We start from the raw sequence: 13028 nt of genomic DNA, 5'->3' as shown, positions 1-13028 counted from the left end.
CTAATTCCCCTATTGTGCTTCTAAATTTTAGTTTTTCGGAATGCTATCGGCTACATTGTAGAGGGCAAAATGGACTATAATGCCGTTAATGAGCTTAAAGCTGCAATTCTTAAAAAATTTGAAGAGCACGATACCATTAATTTATATTTAGAAGATAACAATATTGAGCGTTTTACGCTAGATGCTGTTTTTATTGCTGGCATTTTCCCAATGCAGCACGCTAACCGTCTCAATAAAATTGCGATGGTTACTAACCGAAAGTGGATTCATGCGATAGCAAACTTTAACAAAGCACTTATAGGTAAGGATATGCGTAATTTTACTGTAAATAAGCGTCTTGAAGCAATTTCTTGGATAGCTTCAGATTAATCTAATACAGTTACGGTTTTAAGCATTCCTTCTCTTAAGTTCAGCCAGAGATAATTAAAAAAAGATTTAGTCTGATCTCTGTTAACCTCACCAGAACCTTCTTTAAAACCACCATCTTCATTTTTAGTCGTTTTGGCAATGAATATATTGGCAATTGTAGAAGCAAACCATTTTTTCTTCTTTTTTTCTTGATTCATTATATTGACTTTAAACTCATCATAAGTCATTTGCATATCTATATGCGAACTGTAATTATTTCCATAAATAGTAAAATAAGTATGCTCTAGTTTTCCGCTCATTTCTACGCCTAAATTTGGAGAAGTAAATGATTCAAGATTAGCTACGGGAAATTTAGATAAGCTTCCTTTTACGTAAAATTTATCTTGAGGGTCATTAATGTCAAAATTCCAATCAAGGCTCATAGGGCTGCTTTTCATAAAAATGGCTTTAATAGCAATTGTTGTTTTCTTTTCTCCCAACTCATAGGTATTGCCAACATTATAAAGCGATGCGTTAAGATTACTGAAGTCAAGCATTCCCGCTTCTGTAGCGCTGTTTACTTTTTCGTGATATACAATTCCGCCATTCTTTATTTTGATGGTGTCTATCATCATCTCAAAATTGAGTTCGCGTAGCATTTTAGAATACAAGGGTTTTTTAGTCAGGTCATCTGCAATTCGCTTGTCTCTGTAGATATTAAGAGAGGGTTGCTCTAATTCTAGTAATGGTGTGTTGATGTAAAATTCACCAGATTCCTCACCGTATTTGAGATTGTGGATTTTTATATTTTTAATTGAAAAATCCATATGATCACGTTCTTTCTCAATCATTTTGCTAAGTTGGTTGCGTGAGTATTGTGTTTTTAATCTTGTGTCATTCATTTCTAGATCAGTGCCATTCCATTCAACATGACCAACAGTTAGTACATCATACTGATTCGTCTGATAATACAGAGAGTCATAGCTCATTAAAATTTCTTCGTAATCAAAGGGGCGTGTGATTGCTCCAGAAATGCTAGGAGTTATGTTTTTTAGTTTCAGATTGAAATGAGCTGTTTTTAAATTAACCGAGTCCGTTTTAGGATTTATAATCTGAATATAATCTGTGACTAAATCAAATTTTTCAATTAGAAAATGCCTATCCATATTTTGAGCACTTATAGGGTTTTCTGATGTGCTGTCTTTTTGCTTTTTATTTTCTTCTTTTTTTTTATTGCGGTTACTGTAATGTGTAAGGCTATCCGCATGAATGCTAATGTTTTTGAAGTGAATATTTTTATTTTTAAAATAATCCCAGTGATTGAGCCCTCTAAGCTGTACGCTGGCATTTTTAACTTCGCTTCGTGGCATAGAGTCGTTTGCTTTGATACGCACAGTAGCATTGGTCATACTCGCATTTCCGCCCCAGCTATCTATATTAATATTCTCGTAATCTAGAGAGATAGACGCTGGTAGATCATTTTCAAGAATCTCCTGAAGTTGGTTTTTGAGGTAGGTATTTAGGTAAAGTGCTGCGGCTCCTAGTAGTATAAAAAAAATAAAAAGCCCAATTAGAAATTTCTTCATTTCTCTAAGATATCTAATACTCAGGCTTGTTAGTGTTAGCGAAATTATAATATTAAATATTTTTTGAAATTTATTTAAAAAGGGCTTGTGAGAACCTAAGAGGTATTGTATATTTGCCGTCCAATATCGCGGGATAGAGCAGTAGGTAGCTCGTCGGGCTCATAACCCGAAGGTCACTGGTTCGAGTCCAGTTCCCGCTACTAGCAAAATCAAGCCCTCACAGCAATGTGTGGGCTTTTTTTTTGGCAATGGGTACAACATAGGTACAACATTTTGATGTTTTCCTTTAAAGAATATTCTTTGATATATATTGGCATCATTTGCTATTATATTTTATTTTTATATCATTTCACTCTAAACCTTTGGTTCTTCTGAAGTGTTGTTGTTTAAATAATTCCAGATCAATCATTAACTGTGGTTGCCCGTATCCCTTTAATTTGTAAACCTTTTTTCGGCAACATTTTTTATATTTATGACCACCACACAAAGGACATTCTTTATTTGGTTGATATTTTATACGGTATAAGGCTGTTTCCAAAATAGCAATGATGTTTTTGAAATCTTTAAGCCCATATTCTTCGCGGTAATATTGGACTATTCCAGCAAAATGATGGTCGTACTCACCGTTGGCATAGTAACCTGTTGATTTCTTGAAATGATAATTAGCAAAAAATGGATAGATAACTTCCCTATAAAACTCTTCAAATAAAATACCCCTCTTTTTTAGTTTCAACAGTTTATGTGGGATGTCCAAACAGCATTCACCATCCTTTGAAATATGAAAATTCCAGTCTCTATTTATGATATTGGTTTTCTCAATTACAACAGGTGTTGTGTGTGGGTATTCACTTTTATTTATTAGAACGAGAATTTCGAAATGTCCCCAAAGTTTATTTCTATCGTCTACAATACTTATTTTACCTTCAAGAGCTAAATATCCAAATTTTGGACTTTGGACTTTTTCGAAGGAAAAATATCTGCTTAGAAAGCTTTCAATATCTTGATTGAGCCTTTTTTTAATCATAATTGAAATAAGGTTTGCTTTTAGAGGCAATAGGGTATAAATCACGGCTATTCTTTTTTGGGTCTGGTAATGCACTTATAGTTAACACCAAAACACCCGTATCGTTTTGGACTGCTAGGTTATTGTCTACTAAATATCGCTCCCAATTAAAATTGTATTGATGGTATCTTCTTCCATCCTCATAATCGTGGATTTCTTTACTTCGCTGCTCAAAATATTTGTCTTTCCTTAGCTGGGTCGTTACATTATGACCCACTACTATTCCGCTGTTTTTAGCATTGCTTTGCATTTTTGGAGCAAGGCTTGTATGCAGACTACAAGTGGTAACTTCACCTGATTCACCGATCCCTGAATAAAACCAATCTACCTGTTTTGAATGACCCAGATCCAGTCCGGCTCTTGTGTGAATATCCTGAACACCATTATCCTCAAAAAAGTCTTTTAGGTCATTTTTAACGAAGTAAGATATCATTGAAAAGGATTTTAAAGCATCCTCAACTGCTTTCAGTTTTTCGATGTTTTTTCCACCGAAGTATACCATTAAGCCGTCACCCTGTATACGATGTACGTAACCGCCACAAAGATTTACCGCAAATATTGAAGCCCGGATGATACTTTCTGTTATTAACCGTACCGTACCTTTTGTAAAATTATTAAAAAGCCTTGTACTTTTCTTCACATCTATGAATCCTGATATTATCCAATGCTCTTCAACCAAGTCTGTGCCTTTTAAGCGTGCAAAATCTGGATGGCTCCCCAATGGTTGGTAGTCAAAAGTGTCTTGTACACCCATTCCTTTCGCAAATAATTTCATTTCGGGCGATAATTCTCTACCAGGAAGTTCATTTCTTAGCGATTTAAGAAAATCACGGTTGCTTTCGAGAAGCGGTTCACTAAGGCCATAAATTTTGTTTGATTTTGTTGGGTCGTTCTCGACCGCTTTCTTTATTACGTTTTTGTAATTTTCGAATAAGTTCATTTTATGAGGTTATTTTAATTAATATGTAGGTTAAGGGTGCTAATAGCACAAATTGTATGATTAATAAGCCACAAGCCCATTTGAGCTTTTTGAATTTTGATTTCAAACCTTTTGAAAGGATAAAGACTTGATTTCTTAAATCATTTAAATCATCTTTTTTACTTTGATTTTTTGAAAGTTCAAAGAATTCTTCAGGCCTTTTTTGCCCTATGCTAGCGAAATAATACAAAGATTCTATATCGGATTTTGGCGAAAAATAGGGCATACTAGCTAAGGCCAACAGTATTAAGCTAATAACACCAAGAACTATAATAGAAGCCAAAGACAATAACAACCAGTTTTCTTTGTATAAAAGTTTTTGTATTTGAGTTAAGAGCGTAATCGCCCCACCTGTTATAAATGTATTTATGGCGATATATACCGCCGTTTTGTTATTGACGCTATCGTAATAATGGTCTAAGCGGTTTACTGTGTATTCCAATCTTTCTTTTTCCATAGAGTTCAATTTATTAACTAGGCTGATTCCAAAGAGCCAGCCTAGTTGATTACTTGATAGCCTTTGTGATAGCTGTTATAGCTGCCACAAATGTTACCACAGTAAAAATTGTTGAAATAACTCTCGCGCTATTACCATTTAAATGTAGACAAGTGTCCTTTTCGCAAAGACTCAACTTGTCATTCTGAAATGAATAATTCATAATCAAAATTTTAGTTATCCCAAATTCGCAGCAATTGGGTTTCGCTGAAGTGTTACTTACTTTTATCGGTAACACCTTTAAATTTTCCACCGCTGGTCTTTACATCCATAAATCTTCCGGAATCGGAATTTCTTTTAACATAAAGACCAGTTTTAGGGTTTTTGACTTGTGTTCTGCTTTTTATCGCACCGTTTCTGCGATTATCACCACTTATTCCATTTGTTGCCATTTGTATTGTTCTAAAAGTTCTACACTCTTATATGCTTGTGTTTTAATTTTTTTTGCCATCGTTTGGTAAATTTTTACGAAATTGAAGCATATATTTAATGAATGAGGATAGCGACAACTGAAGAAATAATAGAACAGCTTAACGCAATTGACGTAAAAAACCTCTTGAATAGGATGGAACTTTATACTCGTGACCGCTTTTATGACAAGAGTGACAGAAACAAAAAAGGTTTTCAGTTTCAGGACTTCTGTCAGCAAACATTAACAAAAGTCTGCGATGGAACAAGAAAATGGAAACCAGATAACTGCTCTTTTGAAAAATTCCTGTTTTGGGCTTTACAAAGTGATTTAGATAGCTTTTTCAAACAGTTGAAAAGAGCAAGTGATAATTCTGATGAAAATCCACAATCAGAATATATAATCAATATTCCCAATTATTTTGATGAAGAACCCGCAAAAGATTTCAGTTTAGAAAAAATTGATGATGAAGTTAGGCTGCAACAATGGCTAAAACAGTTGAAAGACCAAGGAGCCGACAAGGATGAAATTGAAATGTTCGAATGTTTGGCAAATGGAATCGATAAACCAAAAGACATAGCGGATTTGCTGGATAAGCCAATCGACGTAATCTATACAATATCAAGAAGATTAAGAAGAAAAAAAATTAAATTCAACGAGAAGTGGACAAGCTTAAAAAAACAATAAAGGAAAGTCTTAACAATTTTGACAAGGCGATTCCTGATGATTTAGTTAGGAAGCAGCTCGAGGCAGAAGGTGTCAATTTGGATGAACAATCGTTATCACAAGATAAATTTATCAAGCAATTGACATTTAAATTAAGGTCAAAAAGTACTACTGTAAAGTATGACCGTATGCTTGAAAAAGCATCAAATTATTTTAAAGATGCTTTAACCAAAGGTTTGGATAAACCAATTGCCTATATGAATGAATTGATGAGAACAAATAATTTACAAACACAATTCAATAGGTTAGATAAACTGTCAGAAGAACAAATCAAAGATATAATTAAAGACCAAAATCTGATAGAAATATTAGAAATGCTTGAAGATGAGGAAAAGTCTGAAGGGAAGTAATAAAGCAAAAGAAATATTAGAACTAATCGGGTTTGATGAGGTCACCGAACTTCCTATAAAGAATTTATTGGCTGGGTTTGATATTATCTATATAGAAGAACAATTAAATGGCTCAGATGGTGTAATTATTAGAGGTAGATCAAAAACAATAATTAAGGTAGATGTAAATATTTCTACCCCCCAACGCAAACGATTTGTTGCAGCACACGAATTAGGGCACTTCTTTCTTCACGATAGATTGGAATTTCATTTGGATGATGAGAAAACTTTGAGCTGGAATAGATTAGAAGAAGTTCACAAAAGAGGTATTCAAGAAATAGAAGCAAACGATTTTGCAGGCGAGCTTTTAATGCCTGAACAAGTTTTTAGAAACTTTATTTTAAGAAAGCCATTTAGCCCAGATTTAATAAAAGAAGTGAGTGAGCATTTCAATACCAGTTTAACCTCAGTAATCTTCAGAATGTTAACGCTGGAAATAACACCTTTTTTTGTTGTCTTCATCACGGATGGTATTGTTCGATATTGGCGAAAAACAGAAGATTTTAAATGCTATACAAACGATATCACCAAGATTCCGCCACCAGAATTTTCAGTTGCTAAAGAATACATAGATGAAGATTATGCGTTTGTCTATGAGGGATCTGAAAAAACTCAATCTATTGACAAGTCTACGTGGTTTAAATTAAATGACTGGGAAGAGGATATTGAGTTTAATGAATATTGTATTCCTACGAAAAAATATAAAACACTTATAAGTGTCATATGGGAAGCTTAATTAATAGTCGTTTTAACGATAATTATTATTTCAGTTATCTCCATCAAAAATCTTATAGTTTTTATAATGGGAGTAGTACGACCAAACGCTTCCGATTCCCATTCCACTTGCCCGCCTATTCCCGAGAAAAGTAGGGAAGCAGCCAAACTCCATTCCCATTTACATCTTTGATGTCAATTCCGGTTAAAAAGAGAGAGTATTCAATCAATATATGCGCAAAGGTAAACTCGTAAAATACTCCCATCAAAAGACTACGGCATAATCGGGCTCGTTTCTCACTCCTTTTATTCCGTTTCCTTTTGAGCTGAGATTTTATCTTCCGTTTGGTTCTAGCTTAAATATTAATTGTTTAACTAAAATCAAATGTTATGTATTTATCAAATTTACAGCAGGATGAAATCTTCGTTCCATCAGAAATGAAATCCTTGAAAAGCCTGACCCAGATGGAATCCCGAAGGGGACTTGAAAATACCATAATTTCAAATGGCAAAATTGTCAACGTGGTATCGAACAGCTACGGCCACGTACCGAACGAACTATTCTTTAAGAAAGCAGAGGAAATGTTGACTGATGCCGGACTGAATTATCAGAAACGGACGATCAACAGGAATGATAGGTCTTTCATTACCGACTTTATCATCGACGATAAAAGCCAGTTTTCGGTAAAGAACGAAAAAGACCTGATACTGCCGATGCTGCGGTTTAAGAATTCCTATGATGGTAGCGAAAAAACATCGGGGCATTTTGGCTTTTACCGGCAAGTATGCTCCAATGGCCTTCACGTTTCACAGGCGGAAATCGAGTTTTCCATCAAGCACAGTAAGAACAATACCGACTTGATAATGCCAAGGTTGAACAATTTGTTCGATAAGTTCGTGGATAATGAATTTTATAGCATTACCAAGAAGTTCGACAGAATGAGGGAATTTGAAATTATCGACACCAAGGAATTTGTAAAAGAAATTCTGGAAAGCACGAGATTGTTCCGGTATGAATGTAGTGATAGGAACAATGATCCTTCAAAGAAATCCCGGGAAGTCCTTGAAATTCTTGATAATGAAGCGTTGCTGCTCAATGAAGTTCCCAATTTATGGATAGGCTATAATGCTTTTAATCAAATGCTTCACAATACATTGAAGAAAAGCTTTTCACAACAAGAACGCTTGGACAAAAAACTGTTCGATGCCGTTTATGAAATGGCTTAATGCTATTAAAGGTTCATCCAGTACCTCAAACTGGATTTTTCCTATTTTCAGCAAAAGGATTTAATTGGAAAGTTGGCTTTGCAATCCCACTCAGCCCATTCCCCTGCATTCCGCGAAAAGCTCCATTCCGGGAAAAGCGCTTCATTACCAAAGGTCTTGGACTCGACTCCAAAGCTTCCGATTCCCATTGCGCTAATCCTGCTGAAATACGCAGGAACGCTCCATTCCCATCTACACCTTAAAAGTTAAGTCCGCTTTAAATCCTACTTCAAGAGGATAATCCATTTTCATATTTCAGGTCGGGTCAATGTGTGTGCATAAATAAATTGGTAAAACTCTTTTTTAACTTACTTCAATTTTTAATTCAATTCACTCATAGCTTTTCTTAACTTTACAAAAAGTAAGTCTAAATAAAAATAATACTTAAGATGAAAAAAATACTGATTTTATTAAGTCTTTTTGGATTATTAACTGCCTGTAATAATCGCAATGAAAAACCTAAAGAAGATAAGAACACATCAAATCTGGAAAAATCCGTTTCTCAGGATTCAACGGATTTAGTCCAACAAAATTCATTTAGGGTTGAGGAAATAGACAGTTTCTGGAACAAGAAACTAGCGGACAATAAGGAATTTTACAAAGTGACCTTTCCCCGTACTGATATTCACCTAAAAATTGATGGAGCGCCTGTGGAGGCCGGTTTGGCATACACTTCTTGGATAGCATACCGCCCGATGGGGAACAAAACACAAATTATGGGGGATATGGTAATGCTGGACACCGAAATCCCTAGGGTTCTACCTTATTTGAAGGAAAACGGCATTGTAATAACCGCTATTCATAATCATTTGTTACGTGAACAGCCCCGACTGATTTATATGCACATTGCGGGGAACGGGGACGCTCTGGAATTATCTAAAATTATGAAAGGTGCTTATGCGCTTACCGCTACACCATTGACCGAAACCAAAAGTGAAAGTGAGAAAAAAGAAATGGATTGGGCTCCGGTAAAGAAAATCTTGGGTTCGAATGGCAAAGAAAGTGGAAATTTATTGAAATTTGGTTTTCCCAGAAAAGGGTCAATTACTATGAATGGCGAAACAATGCCCTCAACTTTTGGCATTGCAACCGCAATTGGCTTTCAGGCCATCAATAAAAATGAGGCTATTATAACAGGCGACTTTGTAATGAGAGCCGACGAAGTGAATGCGGTCATTACAGAATTGGTGAAAAACAATATTGAAGTTGCAGCACTACATAATCATATGCTTTTTGAGGAACCCCGATTGTTTTATATGCATTTTTGGGCCAAGGGAAACCCGGAAGAACTTGCAGAAGGATTTAAGGCTGCATTAGAACAAACTTCCTCAATTCAATAATTTAGAAAACCCAAAATGACCGTTAAAAATTACCGCCAAAGTTCGATCAAACATTTAAACTTTTTGTTGTTTTATTGATGGTGTGTTATTTTTATTTCACCATATAAATCAATATTGAAGCTTCACTATTAAAATCCGAAGGAGATGCAACCATTAATTGGTTTAGTTCTGGAATAAAAAGGGATGTCCTCGCACCCGAACCAGTCGAAATTTTTCCTTCGGTTGTATAGGTGTCGGCATTAATTTGATTAAATACATCGATATAACCAGCGCCACAGCTCAAATATAACTGTTCGTTTTGGGGGCTGTAAAAAATATCATCCACATCCCTGTCAATATCCAAAGAAGAAATTTTATTTCCCGTTTGTGTGTCCAATATTAAGAGCATTGGGGCGTGCCAACATCCTATAAATAAACGATGGTGCACTGCATCTAGGCTCATTGGGAAATTTGACTTTGCTTTTGTCACTTTCCATTTATCAACCACCCTATTTTTATTTAAATCGATAATCTCAACAAGCTTTTTACCGGGAACATTTACATACATTTTTTTTGCAGCTTCGTCTATTTGAAAAGATTCCGGATGTCCTGAAAGTTGTATTTTGGCAATAAGATTAAAGGTAGTGGCATCAATTATGGCAATGCCGCCGTTGCCATAACCCACATAAATTTTTTTATCTGTAGGATCGTAACGAACATTATCGGCATCATCCGGTAGTTTTATTGAAGTCTTTTTATCAAAAGTGGTTGCATTGAAAACCTCGCAAACCCCGTTACCGCCATTTGCAACAAAAATGGAGTTGCTTTCAGGAAGGTAAACGACACCTTGGGGTTCGTTTAAATTCTCTATAGTATGGATGATTTTTTTGCTTTTTAAATCAACCACTTCAATGGTATTGTTGCCCAATGCAGCTACATAAAGTATTTGTTGCCCGTTGTTATAACTTAAATGGTCAATTCGCCCTCTTACTTCGGACAAGGGAACTGTTGCAATTAATTGAAGTGAATTGCTTTGATTTTGTGCCTTACACCCATTAAACAAGAGAAGGAACAAAAAAGAAAAATTTAAAATTGTTTTTTTATCCATTTCCTTAAAATTTAAAGTTTTGGAGCCATTTTAGCTTATTGTTTACATAGCCACCAACTCATTTATATCCCTACAATATACAAACTTATAAGTCCGGATTCCGACAAAAGACAAAAGTCATATAACTTATTATCGCCCCTTATTTTATGCTGAAAAATTAATGGTTGAATTACAAATAATAGTTTTTATCCCACTCAGCCCATTCCCCTACATTCCGCTGAAAAAGCTTCATTCCGGGAAAAGCGCTTCATTCCAAAGGTCTTGGACACGACCCCAAAGCTTCCGATTTCCATTGCGCTAATCCTGCTGAAATACGCAGGAACGCTCCATTCCCATCTACACCTTTGAAGTCAAGTCCGCTTTTAATCCTACTCAAAGGATAATCCGTTTTCATAACCCGGTCAGCACATTGCCGCTGCATTTCGCGAAAAGCTACATTCCGGGCAAAGAGCTTTCCTACTAAGGTCTTGGACACCATCCCCGATTTCTGCTTTCCATTCCGCTTGCCCTTCCCGCCCTGCTGGGAAGCGCACTCCATTCCAAGGTGAAATAGGTAACGGAGTCCGCTTTTCATAGGAATTCCATTTAATCATTTAGTCCCGCTTCCTATGTTTTTGTACTTCACAAAAGGCATTTAGAACTACTCCCGCACCGCCGCTGTCCCTACCCTTTTTTGTAAGCAAAATACCAACATTTGGAAGTTAAACGGAGTGCATAACCGGTCGTGCCTCCCTTTTATAACTCCTTATTAATTCCAAATATTGAAAATGTATCAGCAACAAAAAAAGGTAACAGCGGACGGCTCTATGGGAAGTAAATCAAAATCGAAACTTATGAAATCTTACAAAAACATCAAAAAGGAAGCGGGACTAAAAAAAACAAAAAAGGAAAACGCTCTGGATATAATAAGTAAATCACTTCAAAAAAACATAAACGCAAACTATCCGAAGGGTTCGGGTAGCCTTAATTAATCTTAATTCTTTTATTATGAGTACTTTAAAAAATCACGTACAGTTAATCGGAAACGTTGGCCAAGAGCCACAAATCACGAACCTTGAAAGCGGTAAAAAGGTAGCCCGTCTTTCACTCGCCACAAATGAGTATTACAAAAACAGCGAGGGCGAAAAAATCCAAAATACCGAATGGCACACGATAGTAGCCTGGGGCAAAACTGCCGAAATCATCGAGAAATATGCCGGAAAGGGCAAAGAAATCGGGGTAACGGGAAAACTGAAATCCCGAAGCTACGAGGACAAGGACGGTATCAAAAGATATGTTACCGAAGTGGAAGCCAATGAAATCCTTTTGTTGGGAACTAAGAACGGCAATAATTCAGCCGATTAATTTAAAAATAAAGAGGGCGTTTCCGTCTAAAGTTGCGCCCTCTTTTTCATTATCCATTAATTAAAATTAGATAACAATGAAAACACAAGTTAACGAAATCAAAGAGGGATTGCAACATTTTCACGGTTCAGAAACCATATTTCAAATCCCATTATTAAGAACCCGTTACACAAACGGACTGAAATATTTGGCGGAAGCTGCCGAATGTTTTTGGCTCATTACGGACACTTCTATAATCGCAAAAAGCCTAATGAACCGAAGCGAATTTATTACTATCGACTTCAAGAGATTGTCCGAGGACAAACAGGATTTTACGGGCTACGAAGCTGAGATAATCTACACGGATGGAAATGATAATATTTTGGAAAAACACGGGTATCGGGCGACTGATTTTCCGCTCGATGAACTGCGGTTGTTTTTTGTAAATAATACACTGATGTTACCGAGCGAATACTAACCCCTTCAAAACCTAAAAATTATGATCTATCTAAATTTTTCAGACCTGAACGGGGATGCCCAAGAACGTCTTTTGGAAAGTTCAAAAAAGGACGTCGAGCAAAAATTTGGCGATGATATTCGGAAGTATTCAAAAAAGCATTGCACCAATTTTGAGGTAATGATCGAGGAAGAAGCACGAAGGAATTTATACAGTTATACCTATGTGTTTAATATCTGAAATTGTCCAAATAGGAACGGAAAGACCTTTGAATTTTCAGAGGTCTTTTTTTGCTAAAACATATCCAGTTCAATAAAAATCCTTATCTTTATTTCGCTGAAATTCAGCATTCAATTTTACGCAGGGGAATCCATTTTTTGACTTTCGCCGATAACCCTGCCCATCGAAAAATTACATAACGGGAAATCTTTTCCCTGAAATTGGCAATTGGCTTTTAGCCGAATTGTACGAAATTTTTGCCCCGAGAACTCGGGGCGAAAAGATTTCCATGTTAAAACCAAGAAAAAATGCAAAAAGGTTTAGGCTACATTTTTGACATAGGGTTGCTCTCTTTTAACGACGGCACATATCCTATGTACAAGTTTGTTTCTAACATTATTTATAATCAGCATTTTGTTTTTTCCTTCCTCAACTTTCCGCAAATAATACGCTCTGATATCGGGATCATGATTGATAGCGGCCAAGGCACTCATATGCAGATGTTTTTTAAGCGTCCTGTTGGCCATTGGATGTATTCTGGACTTTCTATGAATACTGGTCCCAGAAGTGTATTCAAAAGGCACTACGCCACTATAGCAAGCCAATTGTTTAGGATTGTCGTATCT

The 13028-nt window shown here is 36.0% G+C and carries 18 protein-coding genes and 1 tRNA gene; 11 read left to right on the top strand and 8 right to left on the bottom strand.

Going from position 1 to position 13028, the window contains the following annotated elements:
* Positions 1 to 24: 24 nt before the first annotated feature.
* Positions 25 to 369, top strand: a complete 345-nt coding sequence (locus BUB91_RS18290) for a SpoIIAA family protein (RefSeq protein WP_317041363.1) — start codon at positions 25 to 27, stop codon at positions 367 to 369.
* Here the strand turns inward: BUB91_RS18290 and BUB91_RS18285 are convergent.
* A complete protein-coding gene (locus BUB91_RS18285; RefSeq protein ID WP_073100644.1) occupies positions 366 to 1934 on the bottom strand; it encodes a hypothetical protein in 1569 nt (522 codons plus the stop codon). The two genes, BUB91_RS18290 and BUB91_RS18285, sit on opposite strands and share 4 nt — an antisense overlap.
* A gap of 127 nt (positions 1935 to 2061) precedes the next feature.
* On the opposite strand from BUB91_RS18285, the gene BUB91_RS18280 reads away from it, so the two are divergent.
* Positions 2062 to 2134 (top strand) — tRNA-Met (locus tag BUB91_RS18280).
* Between the two features lie 149 nt (positions 2135 to 2283).
* Here the strand turns inward: BUB91_RS18280 and BUB91_RS18275 are convergent.
* The 4 genes from BUB91_RS18275 to BUB91_RS21090 all read right to left on the bottom strand — a co-directional run bounded on the left by BUB91_RS18275 (position 2284) and on the right by BUB91_RS21090 (position 4864).
* On the bottom strand, positions 2284 to 2958 hold the full coding sequence (locus tag BUB91_RS18275) for a hypothetical protein (protein ID WP_073100643.1): 675 nt from the start codon (positions 2956 to 2958) through the stop codon (positions 2284 to 2286).
* A complete protein-coding gene (locus BUB91_RS18270) occupies positions 2951 to 3937 on the bottom strand; it encodes an adenylate/guanylate cyclase domain-containing protein (RefSeq protein WP_073100642.1) in 987 nt (328 codons plus the stop codon). Before BUB91_RS18270 ends, BUB91_RS18275 begins: the two co-directional genes overlap by 8 nt.
* A gap of 1 nt (position 3938) precedes the next feature.
* Positions 3939 to 4433: a Pycsar system effector family protein gene (locus BUB91_RS18265; protein ID WP_073100641.1), complete on the bottom strand. Its 495-nt coding sequence runs from the start codon at positions 4431 to 4433 to the stop codon at positions 3939 to 3941.
* 254 nt (positions 4434 to 4687) lie between these two features.
* Positions 4688 to 4864: a hypothetical protein gene (locus BUB91_RS21090; protein WP_164917882.1), complete on the bottom strand. Its 177-nt coding sequence runs from the start codon at positions 4862 to 4864 to the stop codon at positions 4688 to 4690.
* 173 nt (positions 4865 to 5037) lie between these two features.
* Here BUB91_RS21090 and BUB91_RS18260 point away from each other — a divergent pair, with 173 nt between their 5' ends.
* The 5 genes from BUB91_RS18260 to BUB91_RS18235 all read left to right on the top strand — a co-directional run bounded on the left by BUB91_RS18260 (position 5038) and on the right by BUB91_RS18235 (position 9316).
* Positions 5038 to 5568, top strand: a complete 531-nt coding sequence (locus tag BUB91_RS18260; protein WP_128767187.1) for a hypothetical protein — start codon at positions 5038 to 5040, stop codon at positions 5566 to 5568.
* On the top strand, positions 5544 to 5957 hold the full coding sequence (locus BUB91_RS18255) for a hypothetical protein (RefSeq protein WP_073100639.1): 414 nt from the start codon (positions 5544 to 5546) through the stop codon (positions 5955 to 5957). The genes BUB91_RS18260 and BUB91_RS18255 overlap by 25 nt, the downstream gene beginning before the upstream one ends.
* Positions 5932 to 6732 (top strand): ImmA/IrrE family metallo-endopeptidase, encoded by an 801-nt coding sequence (locus BUB91_RS18250; RefSeq protein ID WP_073100638.1) that lies wholly within the window; start codon positions 5932 to 5934, stop codon positions 6730 to 6732. Before BUB91_RS18255 ends, BUB91_RS18250 begins: the two co-directional genes overlap by 26 nt.
* 368 nt (positions 6733 to 7100) lie before the next feature.
* Entirely contained in the window at positions 7101 to 7937 is an 837-nt protein-coding gene (locus BUB91_RS18245; protein ID WP_073100637.1) for a DUF932 domain-containing protein, read from the top strand.
* 428 nt (positions 7938 to 8365) lie between these two features.
* On the top strand, positions 8366 to 9316 hold the full coding sequence (locus BUB91_RS18235; protein ID WP_073100635.1) for a DUF1259 domain-containing protein: 951 nt from the start codon (positions 8366 to 8368) through the stop codon (positions 9314 to 9316).
* A gap of 91 nt (positions 9317 to 9407) precedes the next feature.
* Here the strand turns inward: BUB91_RS18235 and BUB91_RS18230 are convergent, their stop codons facing one another.
* Together BUB91_RS18230 and BUB91_RS21510 are read right to left on the bottom strand one after the other, a co-directional pair.
* Positions 9408 to 10403, bottom strand: coding sequence for a YncE family protein (locus BUB91_RS18230; RefSeq protein WP_073100634.1), 996 nt, complete (start codon positions 10401 to 10403; stop codon positions 9408 to 9410).
* A gap of 247 nt (positions 10404 to 10650) precedes the next feature.
* Positions 10651 to 10779: a hypothetical protein gene (locus BUB91_RS21510; RefSeq protein WP_262490553.1), complete on the bottom strand. Its 129-nt coding sequence runs from the start codon at positions 10777 to 10779 to the stop codon at positions 10651 to 10653.
* Positions 10780 to 11170: 391 nt separating this feature from the next.
* On the opposite strand from BUB91_RS21510, the gene BUB91_RS18220 reads away from it, so the two are divergent.
* From BUB91_RS18220 to BUB91_RS18205, 4 genes are all read left to right on the top strand, one after another.
* Positions 11171 to 11374 carry a hypothetical protein gene (locus BUB91_RS18220; protein WP_073100632.1) on the top strand — a complete coding sequence of 68 codons (204 nt, stop codon included), beginning with the start codon at positions 11171 to 11173 and terminating at the stop codon, positions 11372 to 11374.
* A gap of 16 nt (positions 11375 to 11390) precedes the next feature.
* Positions 11391 to 11747: a single-stranded DNA-binding protein gene (locus tag BUB91_RS18215; RefSeq protein ID WP_073100631.1), complete on the top strand. Its 357-nt coding sequence runs from the start codon at positions 11391 to 11393 to the stop codon at positions 11745 to 11747.
* Between the two features lie 76 nt (positions 11748 to 11823).
* A complete protein-coding gene (locus BUB91_RS18210) occupies positions 11824 to 12204 on the top strand; it encodes a DUF6876 family protein (protein WP_073100630.1) in 381 nt (126 codons plus the stop codon).
* Positions 12205 to 12225: 21 nt separating this feature from the next.
* Entirely contained in the window at positions 12226 to 12423 is a 198-nt protein-coding gene (locus BUB91_RS18205; protein ID WP_073100629.1) for a hypothetical protein, read from the top strand.
* Between the two features lie 299 nt (positions 12424 to 12722).
* Here BUB91_RS18205 and BUB91_RS21670 read toward each other — a convergent pair whose 3' ends face one another.
* Positions 12723 to 12986: an IS110 family transposase gene (locus BUB91_RS21670; protein ID WP_254796114.1), complete on the bottom strand. Its 264-nt coding sequence runs from the start codon at positions 12984 to 12986 to the stop codon at positions 12723 to 12725.
* Positions 12987 to 13028 lie beyond the last annotated feature (42 nt).

Origin of the sequence: Leeuwenhoekiella marinoflava DSM 3653, from assembly GCF_900129005.1 — a bacterium.
Classification (GTDB): Bacteria; Bacteroidota; Bacteroidia; order Flavobacteriales; family Flavobacteriaceae; genus Leeuwenhoekiella; species Leeuwenhoekiella marinoflava.
The sequence above is the reverse complement of the archived record's forward strand: the minus strand, read 5'-3'. Positions and strand labels throughout refer to the sequence as shown.

What these genes read in the sequence shown, in the direction of transcription:
- BUB91_RS18210 (WP_073100630.1), top strand. Translation starts at nt 11,824, where the DNA reads ATGAAAACACAAGTTAACGAAATCAAAGAGGGATTGCAACATTTTCAC.
- BUB91_RS18215 (WP_073100631.1), top strand. Translation starts at nt 11,391, where the DNA reads ATGAGTACTTTAAAAAATCACGTACAGTTAATCGGAAACGTTGGCCAA.
- BUB91_RS18230 (WP_073100634.1), bottom strand. Translation starts at nt 10,403, where the DNA reads ATGGATAAAAAAACAATTTTAAATTTTTCTTTTTTGTTCCTTCTCTTG.
- BUB91_RS18250 (WP_073100638.1), top strand. Translation starts at nt 5,932, where the DNA reads ATGAGGAAAAGTCTGAAGGGAAGTAATAAAGCAAAAGAAATATTAGAA.
- BUB91_RS18285 (WP_073100644.1), bottom strand. Translation starts at nt 1,934, where the DNA reads ATGAAGAAATTTCTAATTGGGCTTTTTATTTTTTTTATACTACTAGGA.
- BUB91_RS18220 (WP_073100632.1), top strand. Translation starts at nt 11,171, where the DNA reads ATGTATCAGCAACAAAAAAAGGTAACAGCGGACGGCTCTATGGGAAGT.
- BUB91_RS18205 (WP_073100629.1), top strand. Translation starts at nt 12,226, where the DNA reads ATGATCTATCTAAATTTTTCAGACCTGAACGGGGATGCCCAAGAACGT.
- BUB91_RS18275 (WP_073100643.1), bottom strand. Translation starts at nt 2,958, where the DNA reads ATGATTAAAAAAAGGCTCAATCAAGATATTGAAAGCTTTCTAAGCAGA.
- BUB91_RS18245 (WP_073100637.1), top strand. Translation starts at nt 7,101, where the DNA reads ATGTATTTATCAAATTTACAGCAGGATGAAATCTTCGTTCCATCAGAA.
- BUB91_RS21090 (WP_164917882.1), bottom strand. Translation starts at nt 4,864, where the DNA reads ATGGCAACAAATGGAATAAGTGGTGATAATCGCAGAAACGGTGCGATA.
- BUB91_RS18265 (WP_073100641.1), bottom strand. Translation starts at nt 4,433, where the DNA reads ATGGAAAAAGAAAGATTGGAATACACAGTAAACCGCTTAGACCATTAT.
- BUB91_RS18235 (WP_073100635.1), top strand. Translation starts at nt 8,366, where the DNA reads ATGAAAAAAATACTGATTTTATTAAGTCTTTTTGGATTATTAACTGCC.
- BUB91_RS18270 (WP_073100642.1), bottom strand. Translation starts at nt 3,937, where the DNA reads ATGAACTTATTCGAAAATTACAAAAACGTAATAAAGAAAGCGGTCGAG.
- BUB91_RS18260 (WP_128767187.1), top strand. Translation starts at nt 5,038, where the DNA reads ATGGAACTTTATACTCGTGACCGCTTTTATGACAAGAGTGACAGAAAC.